The sequence below is a fragment of the Pseudomonas sp. nanlin1 genome, from assembly GCF_045571515.1.
GTDB lineage: Bacteria > Pseudomonadota > Gammaproteobacteria > Pseudomonadales > Pseudomonadaceae > Aquipseudomonas.
This window is the reverse complement of the sequence record NZ_CP124218.1, coordinates 2,898,823-2,917,259: the sequence shown is the minus strand read 5'-3', so window position 1 is coordinate 2,917,259 and position 18,437 is coordinate 2,898,823. Positions and strand designations below refer to the sequence as shown.

At 60.0% G+C, this 18,437-nt stretch carries 14 protein-coding genes; 3 read left to right on the top strand and 11 right to left on the bottom strand.

Features of this window, described 5'->3' with window-relative positions; genetic code table 11:
• Nucleotides 1-14: 14 nt before the first annotated feature.
• Complete coding sequence (locus tag QCL65_RS13560) at nt 15-1,310, bottom strand: efflux RND transporter periplasmic adaptor subunit (RefSeq protein ID WP_407309408.1); 1,296 nt, start codon at nt 1,308-1,310, stop codon at nt 15-17.
• Between the two features lie 63 nt (nt 1,311-1,373).
• Nucleotides 1,374-2,570, bottom strand: coding sequence for a TolC family protein (locus QCL65_RS13555; RefSeq protein WP_407316845.1), 1,197 nt, complete (start codon nt 2,568-2,570; stop codon nt 1,374-1,376).
• Between the two features lie 503 nt (nt 2,571-3,073).
• Between QCL65_RS13555 and QCL65_RS13550 the strand changes: the two genes are divergently transcribed.
• Together QCL65_RS13550 and QCL65_RS13545 are read left to right on the top strand one after the other, a co-directional pair.
• Nucleotides 3,074-3,748, top strand: coding sequence for a heavy metal response regulator transcription factor (locus QCL65_RS13550; RefSeq protein ID WP_407309406.1), 675 nt, complete (start codon nt 3,074-3,076; stop codon nt 3,746-3,748).
• Complete coding sequence (locus QCL65_RS13545; RefSeq protein ID WP_407309404.1) at nt 3,745-5,130, top strand: heavy metal sensor histidine kinase; 1,386 nt, start codon at nt 3,745-3,747, stop codon at nt 5,128-5,130. The genes QCL65_RS13550 and QCL65_RS13545 overlap by 4 nt, the downstream gene beginning before the upstream one ends.
• Nucleotides 5,131-5,282: 152 nt before the next feature.
• On the opposite strand, the gene QCL65_RS13540 is transcribed toward QCL65_RS13545, so the two are convergent.
• The 9 genes from QCL65_RS13540 to iolC all read right to left on the bottom strand — a co-directional run bounded on the left by QCL65_RS13540 (nt 5,283) and on the right by iolC (nt 17,236).
• Entirely contained in the window at nt 5,283-6,305 is a 1,023-nt protein-coding gene (locus QCL65_RS13540; protein WP_407309402.1) for an ABC transporter permease, read from the bottom strand.
• 26 nt (nt 6,306-6,331) lie between these two features.
• Nucleotides 6,332-7,885 carry a sugar ABC transporter ATP-binding protein gene (locus QCL65_RS13535; protein ID WP_407309400.1) on the bottom strand — a complete coding sequence of 518 codons (1,554 nt, stop codon included), beginning with the start codon at nt 7,883-7,885 and terminating at the stop codon, nt 6,332-6,334.
• 68 nt (nt 7,886-7,953) lie between these two features.
• Nucleotides 7,954-8,889, bottom strand: coding sequence for a sugar ABC transporter substrate-binding protein (locus QCL65_RS13530; RefSeq protein ID WP_407309398.1), 936 nt, complete (start codon nt 8,887-8,889; stop codon nt 7,954-7,956).
• Between the two features lie 161 nt (nt 8,890-9,050).
• Nucleotides 9,051-10,061: a Gfo/Idh/MocA family protein gene (locus tag QCL65_RS13525; protein WP_407309396.1), complete on the bottom strand. Its 1,011-nt coding sequence runs from the start codon at nt 10,059-10,061 to the stop codon at nt 9,051-9,053.
• 22 nt (nt 10,062-10,083) lie between these two features.
• A complete protein-coding gene (iolD, locus tag QCL65_RS13520; RefSeq protein ID WP_407309394.1) occupies nt 10,084-12,015 on the bottom strand; it encodes a 3D-(3,5/4)-trihydroxycyclohexane-1,2-dione acylhydrolase (decyclizing) in 1,932 nt (643 codons plus the stop codon).
• Nucleotides 12,016-12,044: 29 nt separating this feature from the next.
• On the bottom strand, nt 12,045-13,547 hold the full coding sequence (locus tag QCL65_RS13515; RefSeq protein WP_407309392.1) for a CoA-acylating methylmalonate-semialdehyde dehydrogenase: 1,503 nt from the start codon (nt 13,545-13,547) through the stop codon (nt 12,045-12,047).
• Nucleotides 13,548-13,567: 20 nt separating this feature from the next.
• On the bottom strand, nt 13,568-14,356 hold the full coding sequence (iolB, locus tag QCL65_RS13510; protein WP_407309390.1) for a 5-deoxy-glucuronate isomerase: 789 nt from the start codon (nt 14,354-14,356) through the stop codon (nt 13,568-13,570).
• The gene (gene iolE, locus QCL65_RS13505) at nt 14,353-15,246 is read right to left on the bottom strand and encodes a myo-inosose-2 dehydratase (RefSeq protein WP_407309388.1); all 894 of its coding nucleotides are present in this window, start codon (nt 15,244-15,246) and stop codon (nt 14,353-14,355) included. The genes iolB and iolE overlap by 4 nt, the downstream gene beginning before the upstream one ends.
• 52 nt (nt 15,247-15,298) lie before the next feature.
• On the bottom strand, nt 15,299-17,236 hold the full coding sequence (iolC, locus tag QCL65_RS13500; protein ID WP_407309386.1) for a 5-dehydro-2-deoxygluconokinase: 1,938 nt from the start codon (nt 17,234-17,236) through the stop codon (nt 15,299-15,301).
• A 252-nt stretch (nt 17,237-17,488) separates the two neighbouring features.
• Between iolC and QCL65_RS13495 the strand changes: the two genes are divergently transcribed.
• Complete coding sequence (locus QCL65_RS13495; protein WP_407309384.1) at nt 17,489-18,409, top strand: MurR/RpiR family transcriptional regulator; 921 nt, start codon at nt 17,489-17,491, stop codon at nt 18,407-18,409.
• Nucleotides 18,410-18,437 lie beyond the last annotated feature (28 nt).

The following is an 18,437-nucleotide window of genomic DNA, read 5'->3' as shown; positions in this document are numbered from 1 at the left end:
TCGTGCGAAGCCAATCAATGGGAGTGCTCAGCAGAGCCTTTACCCAGCTCGGACTTGAGAATGAAACTGCCTGTCGCGGCCACGGGTGTGCCGGCGGCCAGGCCTTGAACAATTTCCACGTAGCCGCCGTCGCGCCTGCCGACTTTCACTGGGCGCAGTTCGAAGCCTTCGGCATTGCGCACAAATACCGAGGTTGAGTCTTCAATGGACTGGATCGCCGACTCAGGCAAACTGACTGCCGCAATGGCTTTGTCTGCCGTCACATCCACCGACACAAACAGCCCCGGGCGCCAGGCCCCCTCAGGGTTGGCGAGCACCACGCGAACGGTGGCGGCGCGGGTTTGCTCGCCCAGCAAGCTACCCACATAACTGACACGGCCTTCCACTTGGGCATTTAGATCAGGCGCACTGACAGTTACCGAGCGGCCCACCACCACCTTATTCAGATCCTGGGGGGCCACGCCGAAGGTGGCCCACACTCTGGACAAATCCGAGAGGGTGAACGCAGTGCTGGATTCATTGACCACTTCACCGATGGCCAGGTGTTTTTCAACGACCACCGAGTCGAACGGGGCAATCAGCTCATAACGATTGCCTGCGGCAGAATTGAGGCTGGCGCCAATGGCACTTAATTTCTGACGGCCATTGGCGAAGCTGATTTCAGCCTCTTGATAGGCCTGACGTGCCAGCAGGTAGTCCTGTTCGGCAGAAATCTTGTCTTCCCAGAGCTTTTTCTCCCGCTGCAAGGTCAGGCGTGCCAGTTCAAGGCGACGTTGCGACGCGTTGAGCTCACTGCGTTGGTCGGAGATTTGCTGGCTGGCGATAACCGCCAGCACCTGGCCCTTTTTCACAGACTGGCCCAGGTCCACTTTGACCTCTTCGACAATCCCGCCGACCCGCGGCACGACATGGGTGGTGCGGTCTTCGTCGAAGCGGATTTCACCTGGGAAAGTAACACTAGTGCTCATCGGCCTGGGCGCCGAGACAACCATTTCTATACCGGCGGCGCTAATCTGTTCGGCACTGAGCTGTAATTTGCCTTCTTCGTCATGGGACTCACCTGACGCCTCATTCTCGTCGTGGCCCTCAGCGCCGTGGTCTTTTTCATCGGCATGTTGCGCTTCGTCGCCATGCCCATCTTCGCCCGCGTGCCCCTCTTGCTCCGAGTGCTGGGGCTTTTTTGCGGGGTCATTGCTGGTCGGCTTAGGCTCAGCAGCGGTAGGAAAACCTTGATCGCTTAGGGTCAGAGTGCCCAAGCCAATGATTGCGACCACAGCCAGTGCCGTGATCATGCTCCGTTTGTTATCCATGGATGCTCCCGGCGATCAGCTACGCGCGTACGCAACGACCGCCCGATAAATGCGAGAAATGAATTAAGGGGTGGTCGTAAACAGATTCAGATCGCCGTAGATACGCTCGACCGTCACTCTGGCGTCAGTCGCCATGGCCAGGGACTCCAGGTATTGGCCACGGGCCGCAATCAGCGTGCGTTGCGCATCGAGGACTTCCAAGAAACCGAACTTGCCCATCTCGAAGCCACGCGTAGCGGCATCGACGGCGCTTTTAGCTGAAGGCAAGATGACTTGGTCGAAAGACTCCACATCCTCCATGGCGGTCGTCCATTGATCCAGCGCCGATTGGGTCTGGGTGCGCAGTCTGAGTTCTACCGCGTTACGCAAGTCCCGAGCCTGATCGGCGCGCCGCGAAGCCGCCAGCACGTTCCCCTGGTTGCGGTTGAACAATGGCAAAGGCATCGACATGCCTACAACGTTGACCCGCTCACGCTCCTCGCGGCTGTACTGGCTGCCGATACTGACGGTAAGGTCCGGGATCCGCTGCGCCCGCTCCGAGCCCAGGGCCGCCTCGCGCTGCTCGATCTGGGCTTCGGCCAGACGCAGTTCGGCGGACTGATTGATAGCGGTGAGCATCTTCCTCGCCGGTGGCGATTTGCCCGGCGACAGCTGCCGATATTCCAAGCGCTCAAAGGATGACGCTGCAGAGCCAGCGGTCTCGGCCAGCTCACGGTAGCTGTTGGCCTTTAACGTTTCGGCGCGCCGGACCAACGAGTTAGTTTCCGCCAGTTGCACCTGGGCACGGGTGACTTCCACCGGCGAGGATTTACCCGCGCGTACACGGCCTTCGGCCACTTCGACGCCACGCTGGGCAAGCCGCTGCGACTGCCGTGCCAGATCCAACCCGGTTTCGGCCCGCACCGCAGTGAAGAAAGCCTGAGTCACTTGGGCCCGCAGCTCGTTGCCGCGGCGCTCTAGCTCCAACTGCGCCGCATCCTGGCCGCGCTTCGCGACGTCGATACGCGCCCCGCGCTTGCCGCCCAGTTCCAGCGCCTGGCTGAGCATGACTGTCGTTGTGCTGGTGTTACGCCGCGTGTCCTCCACCTCCCAAGACAACTCTGGGTTGGGCATCAGAGCGGCCTGTTGCCTGTCGCCCTCGGTGACGCCGATCTCCCATCGCGCCGCTGCAAGATCAGGGTTCTTGGCAAATGCGGCTTCGATCGCTTGTGGCAAACTCAAGCTCTGGGTAGCCGCGACGCCGGGGCCGCTGAACGACATCAGCGAAGCCCACAAAACGCCGGCTTTGATAAAGGGCGGTATGTTCGAAAACGGCCACTTGGGGGACACTCTGTACTTAAGCACGTTCGCACTTCTCCAGCCGCATAAATCGCCCATCTGAAAACAACATTACCCCGCCCCCGCTGGGCTGGAGTTTGTTGCGCAGACTTTATGCGGGAGGAGATATCAGAGCGATTGCTGGAAAATTACAATTCTGTAATTTTAAACTTCGCGTTAGTTATCGTCCTTACATCGTGTCGTGCTTACGACGATAACTCTAGAAACAATACGCAACACCTTTCTTATTGAATTACTGAAAACCACACAAAAAAACGCGCGCCTAATCCTTATGAATTTTTTCACCGTGAGCCGTTGACCCTGAAGCGGCTACAGACTCTAGAATCGCCCGCCATACGGGGTCTTGTGAGGCTGTCCTTCGGCCCTTATCGCCCATATCGCTTTCCTCATTGTCATTATCCCTTTGATTAAAACAGGACATTCATATGCGAATCCTTGTAGTAGAGGACGAGCCCAAAACGGCCGAATACATGCACCAGGGGCTGACGGAGAGTGGTTATGTCGTGGATGTAGCCGTCACGGGGCTCGACGGGCTTTACTTAGCCCAGCACCAAACTTATGACATCGTGGTGCTGGATGTTAACCTGCCGGAAATGGACGGCTGGGAAGTATTGGCGCGGCTTAGACGAACCGACAATACCCGCGTCATGATGGTCACCGCGCGCGGCCGCCTGGATGAGAAAGTCAGGGGGCTGGAGATGGGGGCCGACGACTACTTGGTTAAGCCCTTTGAGTTTCCAGAGTTGCTCGCACGCGTGCGTACCCTTATGCGCCGCAGCGAACAAAGCAGCTTGCCGGACGTGTTGCGGGTGGGTGATCTGGAACTGGATCAGGGTCGACACCGAGCGTTTAGAGGCACCCAGCGGATTGACCTGACCACCAAGGAGTTTGCCCTGTTGCATCTGTTGATGCGCCACAGCGGGCAAGTCATGTCCCGCACCCAGATCATCTCGCTGGTATGGGATATGAATTTCGATTGCGACACCAACGTCGTTGAAGTGTCGATCCGCCGCCTGCGAGCAAAAATCGACGATCCTTTTCCCAGCAAGTTGATCCATACCCTGCGCGGCGTGGGTTATGTGCTGGAAGTTCGCGAATGAAACCGACCCGTTTGTCCATGAGGTTGGGCCTTACGGTCACCGCGATGAGCGCGGTGCTGGTCGTGGTGATGGCGACATTCGCCTACGCCACCATCTCCCATCAGTTGGAAGTGCGAGCTCAAGCTGGCCTAAGTGAAAAACTCGGCCAGATCGAGCACAGCCTGGCCGAGAGCCTTTCCTCGACAGCTGACATCGTGCTGCATCCGCACAACCTGCGTGACCAGATCATCGGTCACGATAACTTCACCCTGACCATTCTCGACGCGAGCGTTCCTCGAAAGCGCTTGATGAACCTGGGCAGCAACGAGGCATTGGAATTACCGGTACCCGACGCCGGGGGGCCATTGCACGACTTTCGGCGCATGAAGTCCGGGGAAGGTTACGAGGTGCTGGTAGCGTACAAAGAGGTACGTTTAGCCAGTGGCCAACAGATCCTGATCATTCTGTCCCTGGATAGAAAAAGTGACGTCACACTGCTCAATGCATTTGTGAAATCGACCCTCATTGGCCTGCCTTTTATTTTGCTGTTGGTCGGCGGCTGCGGCTGGTGGGTCGTGCATCGCGGGCTGAGGCCCTTGCGCGCGTTTCGCAAAATCGCCGAAAGAGTCACCGCCAGGGATCTTTCCTTGCGGATGCAGGTGACGGGGCTACCTGACGAGCTGCGCGACCTGGCCCACGCGGTCAATCTCATGCTCCATCGACTGGACGGCGATGTTCAGCAACTAGCGCAGTTTTCGGACGACTTGGCACACGAACTGCGATCCCCCCTGAACAATTTGATGGGCAAGGCTCAGGTGACCTTATCCAGAGATCGGCCGCCCCAGGAATACAAGCAGGTGCTTGAATCATGCACCGAGGAACTGGAGCGGCTGTCGCTGATGGTGTCGCAGATGCTTTTCCTGGCGAGCGTGAATCAGCCATCCATTCGCCTGGCGTTCGGCCCAGTGGACCTGTATGAGGAAGCGCGCAAGGTGGCTGATCTGTTTGCTTCATCGGCTGAAGAGAAAGCGATGTTGGTACAGGTCCACGGACGTGGCCGTAGTCAGGGCGACCGGCTGATGATCCAGCGGGCCATCTCGAATCTGCTGTCCAACGCCATACGCCACGGTACGGCCGGCAGTACCGTGACAATAACGCTCAATGAGCAGCCTGATGAAGTATCACTGGCGGTTCGCAATGCTGGCGACGGCATAGAGAGCGAACACCTGCCCCGCTTGTTCGATCGTTTCTACAGAGTCCACCCCAGTCGTTCCCGGCTCCAAGGCGGCACGGGGCTGGGGCTGGCCATCGTTCGCTCGATCATGACGCTGCATAGGGGGCGCGTAACGGTTGAAAGCGAGCTGGGGCACTCTACGGCTTTTACTTTGCATTTTCCCAGCTAGCTTGGATGTGTGGGGGTAGAGCTCGGGGGCAAGGCCCCCTCCTACGGGCAGCGGCATTGCTGGCATGAAATATGCCGCGTGGGGGGAACGGGCAGCGGCATAGCTGGCATCTTATATGCTGCCTGTAGGAGGGGGCTCGCCCCCGATCTTTTTCAGCGCTTAAGCTTGCGCTTATTACGGTACTGGTCGATCACCACCGCCACCACAATGATCAAGCCCTTGATGATGTCCTGGATATACGCATCTACCCCCACGAAGGTAAAACCGCTGGCCATCACCCCAAGAATCAATGCGCCAATCACTGTGCCGGTGATGCGCCCTACTCCGCCGGCCAGGCTCGTGCCGCCGATCACCGCTGCCGCGATCGCATCCAGCTCGTAGGACATGCCCATGCCCGCTTGGCCGGTGGCCGCACGCGCCGAGGCGACTACCCCGGCCAGGCCGGCGAGTAGGCCGGCGATGCTGTAGACGATGATCAGATGGCGTTTGACGTTGATCCCCGAGGTACGCGCCGCCTGCATGTTGCCGCCAATGGCATAGGTGTACTTGCCGTATTTGGTGTAACGCAGGGCGATGTGGAAGATCACCGCCACCACCAGAAAGATGATCACCGGCATCGCGCCGTGACCAATGGCCGTGTAGGAATCCGAGAGCATGCTTACCGGCTGGCCTTCGGTGTAGTAACGCGCCAGGCCACGGGCCGAGACCATCATCCCCAGGGTCGCAATAAACGGCGGGATACCGGTGACGGCGATGATGCTGCCGTTGATCGCGCCCGCCAGCAGCCCCACACCCAGCCCCGCCGCTACCGGAATCCACACCGGCAAATCCGTGAGGCTGGGAAACACCGCCCGAGAAAAGTCGGAGGTCTGCGCCAGGCTCGCGGCGATCATCGCCGACAACGCCAGCACTGAGCCCGAGGACAGGTCGATGCCCGTGGTGATAATCACCTGGGTCACGCCAATGGCCAGCAGGCCAATGATCGACACCTGCAGGATCATCAGTACCAGGCGCTGGGAGTTCATCAGAAAGCTTTGGTCGCGTACGATCCAGCCGAACAGTTCAAACACCAGGCCGATGCCGATCAATACCAGAAAGATGCTGAGTTCAGTCGGCATCCGTCGACGCGTTTTGCTCGACACTGTGGCCGGTTTGTTTTCGGTTATTACGTTCATAGCCCGTCACCTTTTTATTCTTTATTTCAGTGGACCGTGGTCATTCCGGAGGCTAACTGCATGACCTTTTCCTGGGTCGCCTCGGCCCGGTCCAGGGTGCCCATCAGGTCGCCTTCATGCATGACCATGACCCGGTCGCTCATGCCCAGCACCTCGGGTAATTCAGAGGAAATCATGATCACGGCCATGCCTTCGCTGGCGAGCGCAGCGATCAAGCGGTAGATTTCAGCCTTGGCGCCAACGTCGACGCCACGGGTGGGTTCATCAAGAATCAGCAGGCGCGGGTGGGTCATCAACCAGCGGGCCAGCAAGGCTTTCTGCTGATTGCCGCCAGACAAGGTGTCAATGCACTGTTCCAGCGACGGAGTTTTCACCCGAAGTTTGCGGCGCATGTCTTCGCACAATTCGCGCAACGCTTTTTGCTGAATAAAGCCATGGCCCGAATAGTGCGGTAGCACCGCCATTTCCATATTTTCCAGCACCGACAGGCATGGAAACAGCCCACTGAGCTTGCGGTCCTCGGTTAACAACGCAAAGCCTCTTTCGATCGCCATGTGCGGGTCGGTAATGTGCAGCGCCTGGCCGTCGAGCAGGACCTCGCCAGCGCTGGCGGGGGTAATACCAAACAGGGTCTCCGCCACATTGGTGCGGCCCGAGCCCATCAAGCCTGCGATGCCGAGGATCTCTCCGGCATGCAGGTCGAAGGACACGCCCTGGAACACCCCGTCCAGGCGCAGGTCGCGCACCGACAGCAGCAGCTCACCGATGGGTTTATCCCGCACAGGGAACAGCTGACTCAGCTCACGGCCCACCATCATCGAGATAAGGCTGTCACTGTTCATGCTGTCAGCGCGCTGCAGGCCGATGTACTGGCCGTCGCGGAACACCGCCACCTCATCAGCGATTGCGAACACTTCGTTCATTTTGTGGGTGATGTAAATGATGCCTTTGCCCTGGGACTTGAGGTCGGCAATGATCGAAAACAGATGCGCCACTTCCTTTTCGGTAATGGCCGACGTCGGTTCATCCATGATCAGGATGTCCGAGTCGTAGGACACCGCCTTGGCGATCTCGACCATTTGCCGTTCAGCGATACTCAGGTTGCCCACGTGCTCCTCAGGGTCCAGCTTGATGCGCAGGCGGGCCAGTAATTCGGCGGTGCAGCGATGCATTTCGCGATGGTTGACCAGGTGCAGGCCGTTGAGCTGCTCGCGCCCGATCCAGATGTTCTCGGCGATGCTCATGTGCGGCATCAGGTTGAGTTCCTGATGAATCATCGCGATTCCGGCTTTTTGCGCCGCCAGCGGTGTCGCAAAAACGATCGGCTGGCCCCGCAGGCGAATTTCCCCGGCATCAGGTTGGTAGATGCCGGCGATGATTTTCATCAGGGTCGACTTGCCCGCACCGTTCTCCCCCATCAGCGCCAGCACCGAGCCGGGGCGCACCCGTAATTGCACGTCGTCCAGCGCCACGACGCCGGGAAAGCCTTTGCTGATATTGAAAATTTCCAGCAGGTAGGGCTCGTCCGCCAGCTCGGGCTGGCTGACGGGAGGCGGCGAGACAGTCGCTTTAGCGAACATAGAGAAGTACTCCATTGGCAAGGCGGCCGTGACCGCCCTGGCCATCTATTTATTTTTGTTATGCCAGCCTATTTGAAGTCTTTGACGTTATCCGGGGTGATCAACTTGAACGGGATGACAATGTTCTGTTCGATCGCCTCGTGCTTGGCCAACTGGCGTGCGGCTTCAAGCGAACCCACCCCTTGGCCTTTGGCGTCCTGGAAGACCGACACGGCCAGCTCGCCTTTGGAAATCGCATTCAGGCCATCCGGCGTGCCATCCACCCCGGCAATCAATACGCTGCCCGGCTTGCTACCCGCTGACTTGAGCGCCATGGCCGCACCGATTGCCATCTCGTCGTTGTTGGCCAGCACGGCATTGAACTCGCGGCCTTGGGTCAGCCAATCGTTGACCAGGGTCATGCCCCTGTCGCGCAACCACACACCGCTTTGTTCCTGTTCGATCTTGATGTTCGGATACTTGGCGAGTACCTCCTTCACCCCTTTGGTGCGATTGGTGGTGGAGTTGTTCGCCAGGTCGCCCAGCAGGATCACAATCTTGCCCTTGCCGCCGAGTTTGTCGGCGATGTACTGCATTTGCAGCTTGCCCGCCTCTTCATCATCGGAGGTGACAGCCGCTACACCTTTGGGCAAGTTAGCCTGGTCGGGACGGCGGTTGACGTACACCAGAGGAATGCCGGCGTCAGTCGCCGCTTTGGTGATCCGCGCCGTGGAGGCCGTATCGACCGGGTTGACAATCATCGCATCGACTTTCTGGCTGATGAAGTTCTCGACCTGGCTCAACTGTTTGACCACGTCGGCACGGGCGTCCTCGAACTGCAGTTGCACGCCATCGCCCTTGGGGTAGGACTTGGCTTGTTTGTCCATGTGCTCACGGACGTTGGCCAGGTAGGTGTCATCGAACTGCGACATGCTTACGCCGATTTTCAGGTCGGCAGCGGTAGCGAATCCGCTGCTCAGCATCAGGGACAACGCTAGCGCAGTAAAACGGATCGAGGTCTTCATGAACGGTCTGTCTCCAGTATTTTTATTGTTTAAGACGTTACGTTTGCGGCGAGTCAGGATGTAATGCGTGCAACCTAAGAACGACTATATTGGAAGATATTTTCTACATCAATCTTATTTGGAATTTTATTCCTTTTAAGTCGCCCGGCGTAAACGCACCCTCAGCCATAAAACGCCGGGCGCGGCGGCAAGCTCACCGGGACAATCTGCCCGCTGCCTTGCGCCTCGATGCAGGCATCGGCCGCCACCGCCGCCGCGAAGCCATCCCACGCCGAAGGCCCAGCGACTTGCCCGGCGCGTACGCCGTCGATAAACGCCTGCAATTCCACGTCATAAGCCTTGATAAAGCGATCCTTCCAGTCCATCAGAATCGCGTTGGACAGCTTCGCCCCGCTACGCAACTGCACTTGGGAAGGCTCCGGCAACTTGCCGATACCGGTCTCCCCCACCACTTCGCACTGGATGTCGTAGCCGTATTGGCAGTTCACGAACACTTCCACATCGATACGCGTGCCCCTGGCGGTTTCCAGCAGCACGATCTGCGGGTCACGTAGATGCGCCTGAGCTTTGCTGGATTTGCGCGGGAACACCACTTGCACTGACACATAGTCATCATTGAGCAGCCAGCGCAACACATCCAGCTCATGGATCAAGGTGTCGGTAATCGCCATGTCGGTCTTGTAGTGCTCGCCCACTGTCGGGTTGCGGTGCGCGCAATGCAGCATCAGGGGTTCACCGATCTGGCCGCTGTCGACGATGGCTTTCAAGGCCCGATAGCCTTCGTCGTAGGGGCGCATAAAGCCGACCTGTACCAGGCGCTTGCCATAGGCCATTTCGGCGTCGACGATATGGCGACAGCCCGCAGCGGTCACCGCCAGTGGTTTTTCGCAAAACACCGGTTTGCCGGCACTGATAGCGGCCAGCACGAACGCTTCGTGGCTTGGCCCCCATGAGGTCACCAGCACGGCCTCGACTTGAGGCGAGTTGATCAGCGCCTGCCCGTCGGGGTAAACCTCGGCGTCCAGCTTGAGCTCGGCCACTACTTTGGCGGCCTGCTCCAGGTCGATGTCGGTGACCGCCACCACCTGGCTGTTGAGCAGGGTTTGCGTGCAACGACGAATATGGTCACGGCCAATGGCGCCGGTACCGATCACTCCGAGTTTTAACGACATACGCACTCTCCTGTTTTTATTTTTAGTACTGCCGAGCCTGGGCCAACTGCTCATTGAGTTTTTTAGCCGCGGCATTGGTGCGCTCGCGGGTCGAGACCTGCGCGACCCCCACCCGCCACCACGACAGATAACCGTGGATCATCGTCTTGGGCAGTACCTTGATATCGATCAGGGTCGAGACGGTTTGGCGGCGGGCATCGGCCAACGCGGCTTGCAGTTGCTCCACGGTGGTGACCTTGTAGGTCTTGCAGCCATAGGCCTGGGCGCTCATGGCGAAATCCACCGGTACAAGGGCGCCATCCAGTTGGCCGCTGTCGGGGTCGCGGTAGCGGAATTCGGTACCGAAGCTGTCCATACCCTGGCCGAGTTGCAGGTTGTTGATACAGCCGAAAGCCATGTTGTCGAGCAGCACCACGTTGATCTTGCGCCGCTCCTGAATCGAGGTGACCAGCTCTGAGTGCAGCATCATGTAGGAGCCGTCACCCACCAGGGCATACACCTCTTTGCTCGGTTCAGCGAGTTTCACCCCAAGCGCGGCGTTGACCTCGTAGCCCATGCACGAGTAGCCGTACTCGACGTGATAGGTGTTGACGCCCTTGCTGCGCCAGGCGCGCTGCAGGTCGCCGGGCAGGCTGCCGGCCGCAGCGACGATAATGGCGTCGTCGGCCAGAGTGTCGTTGAGCACCCCGAGCACGCGGCTTTGGCTCAGGCACGAACCGGTCAACTCGATGAATTCGCGCAGTACCGCGCGGTCCAGGCGGTCATCGACTTCGGGCACAAAGTCGTCACCCTGGTATTGCACCTGATACACCCGGTCCACCTCTGCTTGTAACTGCGCCCTGGCCTCGGACACTTGCTCGCCCCAGCCGCCCCGGTAATCGCCCAAGGCATCGGTGAGCGCCTGCAATGCCAGTTGCGCGTCGGCCAGCACTTGCACGCCGTCCAGCTTCAACACATCGCATGGGCTGATATTGATATTGAGAAACTGCACCTCGGGGTGTTTGAACAGCGACTTGGAAGAGGTGGTGAAATCGCTGTAACGGGTGCCGATACCGATGATCAGGTCCGCTTCGGCGGCCAGCAGATTGGCTGCCAGGCAGCCGGTTTCGCCAATACCACCGACGTTCAGCGGGTGGCTGGACACTACGGCGCTCTTGCCGGCCTGGGTTTCCGCGAAGGGGATGGCCAAGCGCTCGGCAAACGCCTGTAGCGCGGCATTGGCGCCGGAATATTTGACCCCGCCACCACAGATGATCAGCGGCTTACGTTTGCCTCGCAAAATGGCCAAGGCATCGCCCAGCATCGCTGCGGTGGGTGGCCGGCGGTCCAGCCGATGCACGCGTTTTTCCAAGAAATAATCGGGGTAGTCCCAGGCTTCGCCTTGGACGTCCTGGGGCAAGGCCAGGGTCACCGCGCCGGTTTCGGCCGGGTCGGTGAGTACCCGCATGGCGTGGATGGCCGCCGTCATCAGTTGCTCGGGCCGGTTGATGCGGTCCCAGTATTTGCTAACCGAACGGAAAGCGTCGTTGGTGCTGATGCTCAGGTCGTGGAACTGCTCGATCTGCTGCAATACCGGGTCCGGTTGCCGGCTGGCATACACGTCGCCGGGCAGCAACAGCAGCGGAATACGATTGGCTGTGGCGGTTGCTGCGGCGGTGAGCATATTGGCCGCGCCTGGGCCCACCGACGAGGTGCAGGCGTAGATCTTGCGGCGCAGATGCTGCTTGGCGAAGCCGATGGCAGCATGGGCCATGCCCTGCTCGTTACGGCCCTGATGCACCACCAGTTCGCCGCTGTCCTGTTCCAAGGCCTGGCCCAGGCCTAACACGTTGCCGTGGCCGAAAATGGTAAACACCCCGGCGACAAATTTACTCTGCACACCATCGACTTCGATGTATTGGTTATCCAGAAATTTCACCAGGGCCTGAGCCATGGTCAGTCGGGTAGTCGTCATGTCGCCCCCCATCGGTTCGGCAGAAAGTTTCACTTGGCGGTGGGCATGCTGAACTCAGGGCCCTTGGCGATGCTGTCCGGCCAGCGTTGCATCACGCTTTTATAGCGGCTGTAGAAGCGTATGCCCTCTTCCCCGTAGGCATGATGATCGCCGAACAGCGAGCGTTTCCAGCCACCGAAGGAGTGCCAGGCCATGGGTACCGGGATGGGCACGTTGATGCCGACCATGCCCACCTTGATGCTGCGGGCAAAGGCCCGGGCGATGCCGCCGTCACTGGTGAAGCAGGAGACGCCGTTGCCGAATTCATGGGCGTTGATCAAGGCCACGGCGCTGGCGAAATCGGCCACCCGCACGATGCCCAGCACTGGGCCGAAAATCTCCTGTTGGTAGATGCTCATCTCGCTGGTCACGTGATCGAACAGCGTTGCCCCAACGAAGAAGCCATCCTCGGCGCCAGCGACCTTGCAGCCACGACCGTCGACAACCAACAGGGCGCCCTGAGCGACGCCCTGGTCGATAAAGTCCTCGACTTTGGCCTTGTGTTGCGGTGTCACCAGCGGGCCCATGTCGCTGTCCGGGAGCATGCCATTGCCCACCTTGAGCTGCTCGATGCGCGGTAGCAGTTTATCGATCAGCTGGTCACCCACCTCGCCGACCACCACCGCAATGGAGATCGCCATGCAGCGCTCGCCCGCCGAGCCATAGGCCGCACCGATCAAAGCATCGGCCGCCTGATCGAGATCGGCGTCGGGCATCACGATCATATGATTCTTCGCCCCGCCCAACGCCTGCACACGCTTGCCGCGCTGGGTCGCCTGCTGGTGGATGTACTCAGCGATCGGCGTGGAGCCGACAAACGAAACCGCCTCGACATCCGGGTGTTGCAGCAAGCCGTCAACCGCGCTTTTATCGCCCTGCACCACGTTGAATACGCCATCGGGCAGCCCGGCCTCGGTCAGCAGGCGCGCCATCAGCAAACTGGCGGACGGATCGCGCTCTGAGGGTTTGAGGATAAAACAGTTACCCGTGGCCAGGGCCAGTGGGATCATCCACAGCGGCACCATGACCGGGAAGTTAAAGGGCGTGATGCCGACGCAGACACCTAGGGGCTGGCGCATACTCCAGTTATCGATGCCGCCACCGATGTTGTCGCTAAAGCGCGTGGTCAGCAGGTTGGGCGCGCCGCAGGCGAACTCGACGATTTCGATGCCGCGGGTCACCTCGCCTTTGGCATCGGCGAACACCTTGCCGTGTTCGCGGCTGATAATCTCGGCCAACTCGGCATGGTGCTGGTCCAGCAGTTCCTTGAATTTGAACAGCACCCGCGAACGCCGCAACGAGGACTGCTCGGACCACTGCGCAAACGCCTTGACGGCCGAAGCAACGGCGGCGTCGACGGTCTTCGGGCTGGCCAGTGCTACCCGCGCCTGGACCTCGCCCGTGGCGGGGTTGAACACGTCGCTGAAGCGCTCGCTGGGGCTGTCTTGCACTTGTCCGTCGATGTAGTGGCCGATCACCGGGATGCTGCTCATTATTGTTCTCCGTCGCCAAGTTAAAGGTCGAGTAACCAGCTGTGCTGCGGGTCATTGTGGAAATGCCAGGCGCGCTTGGGGCCGGCCATCACGTTCAGGTAATAAGACTCGTAGCCATAGGGCACGCTAACGGGGTGATAGCCCTTGGGCACCACCACCAGATCGCTGTTTTCCACCGCCATGGCCTCGTCGAGGCTGCGATCGTCGGTGTACACGCGCTGGAACACGAAGCCCTGCGGCGGGTTGACCTGGTGGTAATAGGTTTCTTCCAGGCAGCTCTGGTGCGGCAGGTCATCGGTGTCGTGCTTGTGCGGCGGGTAGCTCGACGAATGCCCGGACGGTGTGCGCACTTCCACCACCAGCAGAGAATGCGCCGGTTCGCTGTCCGGCAGGATGTCGCACACATAGCGGGTGTTGGCGCCTTTGCCGCGCACGCTGCGCTTGCACGCCTCAGGGCGGATTAGCCGCGGTGCGTAGCCCCCGGCCCCGGGCGCGGCGCAGACGGCGATCTGCACGTCGCTCAAGGCCGTGACCTGCACCTGGGTACCCGGCGGCAGGTAGGCGGCGAACGGTGATTTGTCTTCGAACACCGACTGGCGATCGCCCAGGTTTTGCCAATCGATGGCCTCACCCTCGATGTTCACCCGCCCGCTCAGCAGTACCAGGCACAGCTCTCGATCGCCTGCGTTGACCGGGAGGGTTTCGCCAAGGCTCAGGCGGTAGGCGGCAAACCCCACGTACTGCAGGCGGCCTTCTTCAAGGGCAACTAAGGTCTGCCCGTGTTTGTTGCGTTTGACCAACAGGCTCATTGTCCTATCCTCTGGTTAAGCAGCGCGCGCAACGTGTCATAGCCTTTTTTCGCGTAGGCATAGCTGGGCGCTACCGCCGGATCCTGCTCGGCTTCGACCACCAGCCAGCCGCTGTACTGGGCCGCGAGCAATACGTCCAACAACGCCGCAAAGTCGATATCGCCATCGCCGGGCACGGTGAAAGTGCCGTTGACGATGCAGTCGGGAAAGCTCCACATCTGGTTGCGCGCCAGTTGCACCACCGGTTTGCGCACGTCTTTGAAATGCACGTGGCATACGCGGTCGAGGTGTTTGCGCAGCACTTCGATGGGCTCGCCGCCGCCCATGTAGCAATGGCCTGAATCGAACAGCAGGCCCACTTCAGGGCCCGTGCGCGCCATCAGCTGGTCGATGTCTTCAGGGGATTCGACATAGGCGCCCATATGGTGGTGGTAAGCCAGGCGCACGCCTTGGGCCAAGGTGAAACGCGCCAGTTCGCTGAGTTTGTCGGCGTAGTCTTGCCAGGCCTGTGCGGTGGCAAAGCGTGGCCGTTCGATGAGCCGAATCGGCGAGCCCTGAATCGAGTCGGCGACTTCGCCATAGACCAGGACCGAGGCGCCATTGCGTTTGAGCAGTTCGACGTGACCGGCAATGGCCTCAATCTCTTCAGCCACCGAGCGGCGCGCCAAACGGCTGGAGTACCAACCGGAGACCAGGGCCAGGCCGTAGGGGCGCAGCACATCGCCAACGCCCTGGGCGTCCTTGGGGAATTTGCCGTTGAGTTCGAAGCCTTCGTAGCCGATCTCCTTGCCTTCGCTCAAGGCGGTGCTCAAGGGCGTTTCCCCGCCTAACGCCGGCAGGTCGTCGTTGCTCCAGGAAATCGGGTTGATGCCAATTCGGATAGCGGGCATGGCTGCACCTTTTATTGTTTTCAGATAACACGCAGAGCTGCTTGATTGCACCTCAGGCCCGAGCGCTACGCCAGGCATCGATCAACTGTTGGAATGTACCCTGCACGCGCTGAATCAGGGTTTCGTCGTCGATCTCCCCCGCCAGCCACGCTTGGCTCGGCTCCTGAAAGATCGTGCGGCCCACGGCAAAGCCCCGGCAGGTGGTGCTTTGGCTGGCTTGGCGAAAGCCATCGGCCAGGGCTTGGGTGGAGGCATTCAGGCCAAGCAAGACAACGCCGCGGCAATAAGGGTCGCGTCCTTGAATCAGCTCATCGAGTTGTTTCCACTGCTCGGCAGACTGGGTCTCGATCTTCCACCAGGCCGGGTAGATACCCAGGTTGTAAAAGCGCTTGAGGCTGCGGTAGAGCACATCGGGATGGCTGGACGGGTGATCTTTGGGCGGGATGATTTCCAGCAGCAGGTCGTGCCCGCTGGCCAGCGACGCGTCGTACACCGCCTTGATTTGCGCCTCCTGCTCCAGGCGCAGCAGAGGTTCGTCGTCTGGATGAAACTGCACCAAACACTTGATAATGTGCTCCTGGGGCCAAGTGACCAGGGTGCTGCCAACCGAACGCCCGTGCTCCAACGCCAGCGGGCGCGAGTTCTGCACTTCCACGGGCCGGGCGATCCACCAGCCGCGCCCCGAGGCGGCATTGAGCGCATCCTGGCCGAAGCGCTGGTCGGCCAACAGGCCAACATCGGCCTCGACACCCTGCTCACGCAGTTGCTGCTCGACCCGCGCCACCGCCTCAATGAATAACTGCTTGAGCGCGGCGATACGCTGCGGACCCTGGCCCGCCTTCTGCGCCAGGTCGACGAACTGCCAGCGATGGTCGAAGGCAAACACAAATAGCTGCTGCCAGTGTTTGCGCGGTACGCTGACCCGGTGCAGGCGTTGCAGCACCGGGTCCAGGTCAGGGCGGGTAATGGGTACTGGGCTGTTGAACAGGTACTCAAGCTCCACGGGCGTGGGCATCGCCGGTGCGCAAGCGTGCCGGGACACCACCAGGCCGCCGCAGGCATTGGCCAACTGGCTGCAACGCTCGTCGCTGGCATCGTTTAACCAGCCGCTGAGGAAACCCGCCATAAAGGCATCGCCTGCGCCGAGCACGTTAAGCACTTCAACCCGCACGCCAGGGTAAATCGCGCCGTCCTCGAGCCGCGTGGGGATCGCGCCGTGGATCACCGTACAGCCTTGCGGACCGAGCTTGACCACCAAGGTTGCCGGGGTCAGTTCACGCACCGTGCGCAGGGCGCAAAGCAGGTCTTCACTGCCGCCAGCAATCAAAAACTCTTCTTCGGTGCCGACGATAAGATCGAAACGCGGCAGGATCTTCTGCACATGCTGGCTGACCGTCTGATCGGCGACAAACCGGGTTTCCCCATCGGCCTTGCCTGCCAGGCCCCACAGCACTGGGCGGTAGTCGATGTCCAGCACGCACCTGACGTTATGCCGGGCGGCGTAGTCGAGCGCCTGAATGCTGGCCGCGTAGACGCCGTCGGTGGAGAAATGCGTGCCGGTAATCAGCAGGGCTTTGCTCGAAGCGATGGACGCTTCACTGATGTCCTCAGCGCACAACGCCATGTCGGCGCAGTTTTCGCGGTAAAACACTAAAGGGAAGGTTTCGCGGTCCTTCAGGCCCAACAGCACCAGCGCGGTAAGGCGTTCGGGGTCGACCTTGACGCCACTGACGTCACAGCCCTCGCGAGCCAGGGCCTCCAGCAGAAAGCGCCCCATGTGGTCGTCACCGACCCGGCTTAACATCGCCGACTTCAAGCCCAACCTGGCCGTACCGAACGCAATATTGGCGGACGAGCCGCCGAGGTACTTAGCAAAGCTGGACACGTCCTCAAGCCGCGCGCCCACCTGCTGTGCATAGAGATCGACGGCTAAGCGGCCAAGGCAAAGCAAATCCAACTGACGCCCACTGGCAAAACGAGACTGGCCCATGCTGGCTCCTTTTATTTTTATAAGCCGGCGTTGCTGCGCGGTAGCGACGGCAAAACGCACTTGGTGCAAGCAGCCTAGAACGTTCCCCGGCCGTAATCAATATATATTTTCCATATTTATTGATATGGAATTTATATTCTAATAACCTCCGGCCTAGGCGCTGCGTCCGGTCGCACGGCATTCGTGTTGCCTACCCTGTAGACTTGCCCCATCGACCCGCGTACCAAGAAGAACAAGCCAGAAGGATTGCCCATGCCCCGCACCGATCAGCCGGCCACGCCAGAGACGACCCCGCACGACGTACTCGCCAGCGCCCCGATCAATGCCGAACGCCTGTTGCAGATGATCACCGAGCAATACGACAACCTGCCACGCCAGCTCAAACGCATCGCCAGCTACATCAGCCAGCAGAGCGACCGCATTATGGTCGACCGCATCAGTGACATCGCCGGCGAATGCGAAGTGCACCCCTCGGCCATCGTGCGCTTCTCCCAGCGCTTTGGCTTCAGTGGTTTCAGTGAAATGCAGGCGTTGTTCCGCGAAGCCTATACCCACAAGACCACCCCGGTGCGCAACTACCAGCAGCGCATCCGCAGCATGATCGCCAACAAATCGCACAAGGCCAGCGCCGCCGACCTGGCGCGCGAATGCGTCCATTCGACCCTGTCAGGCATCGAGCGGCTGGGTGCGGAGCTCGACGAAGCCGCCTTCGAGCAAGCCGTAGAGCTGGTGGTCAATGCAGACAATATCTACGTGGTGGGTGTGCGCCGCTCATTCGCGGTAGCCGATTACCTGGTCTACAACCTGCAGCACACCAACAAGCGCATCCACTTGATATCCGGGCTGGGTGGCAGCTATCGCGAGCAGATGCGTAGCGTGCGCGCCAATGACCTGGTGATCGCCATCAGCTTCACGCCCTACGGCAAAGAAACCCAGCATTGCTTGCGGATCGCCCAGAACCATCAAGCCAAGACCCTGATTATCACCGACAGCAACCTCTCGCCGCTGGCCAAGCGCGCCAGTACGATTCTGCTGGTCAACGAAGGAAGCTCTTTTGCCTTTCGCTCCCTGAGCGCGACCCTGTGTTTATGTCAGGCGTTATTCATCGCCGTGGCCTACCGGCTGGAATTGAAGGTCGATGAGATCCATGAACAATTGGGCTTTGACGACTGATTCGGGCGAATCAGGTCCGCCTCCAAGA

Excerpts from the sequence above, each read along its gene's own strand:
- QCL65_RS13540 (WP_407309402.1), bottom strand. The coding sequence starts at position 6,305 with ATGAACGTAATAACCGAAAACAAACCGGCCACAGTGTCGAGCAAAACG.
- QCL65_RS13545 (WP_407309404.1), top strand. The coding sequence starts at position 3,745 with ATGAAACCGACCCGTTTGTCCATGAGGTTGGGCCTTACGGTCACCGCG.
- iolE (WP_407309388.1), bottom strand. The coding sequence starts at position 15,246 with ATGCCCGCTATCCGAATTGGCATCAACCCGATTTCCTGGAGCAACGAC.
- QCL65_RS13525 (WP_407309396.1), bottom strand. The coding sequence starts at position 10,061 with ATGTCGTTAAAACTCGGAGTGATCGGTACCGGCGCCATTGGCCGTGAC.
- iolC (WP_407309386.1), bottom strand. The coding sequence starts at position 17,236 with ATGGGCCAGTCTCGTTTTGCCAGTGGGCGTCAGTTGGATTTGCTTTGC.
- iolD (WP_407309394.1), bottom strand. The coding sequence starts at position 12,015 with ATGACGACTACCCGACTGACCATGGCTCAGGCCCTGGTGAAATTTCTG.
- QCL65_RS13495 (WP_407309384.1), top strand. The coding sequence starts at position 17,489 with ATGCCCCGCACCGATCAGCCGGCCACGCCAGAGACGACCCCGCACGAC.
- QCL65_RS13555 (WP_407316845.1), bottom strand. The coding sequence starts at position 2,570 with ATGTCGTTCAGCGGCCCCGGCGTCGCGGCTACCCAGAGCTTGAGTTTG.
- QCL65_RS13515 (WP_407309392.1), bottom strand. The coding sequence starts at position 13,547 with ATGAGCAGCATCCCGGTGATCGGCCACTACATCGACGGACAAGTGCAA.
- QCL65_RS13530 (WP_407309398.1), bottom strand. The coding sequence starts at position 8,889 with ATGAAGACCTCGATCCGTTTTACTGCGCTAGCGTTGTCCCTGATGCTG.
- QCL65_RS13535 (WP_407309400.1), bottom strand. The coding sequence starts at position 7,885 with ATGTTCGCTAAAGCGACTGTCTCGCCGCCTCCCGTCAGCCAGCCCGAG.
- iolB (WP_407309390.1), bottom strand. The coding sequence starts at position 14,356 with ATGAGCCTGTTGGTCAAACGCAACAAACACGGGCAGACCTTAGTTGCC.
- QCL65_RS13560 (WP_407309408.1), bottom strand. The coding sequence starts at position 1,310 with ATGGATAACAAACGGAGCATGATCACGGCACTGGCTGTGGTCGCAATC.
- QCL65_RS13550 (WP_407309406.1), top strand. The coding sequence starts at position 3,074 with ATGCGAATCCTTGTAGTAGAGGACGAGCCCAAAACGGCCGAATACATG.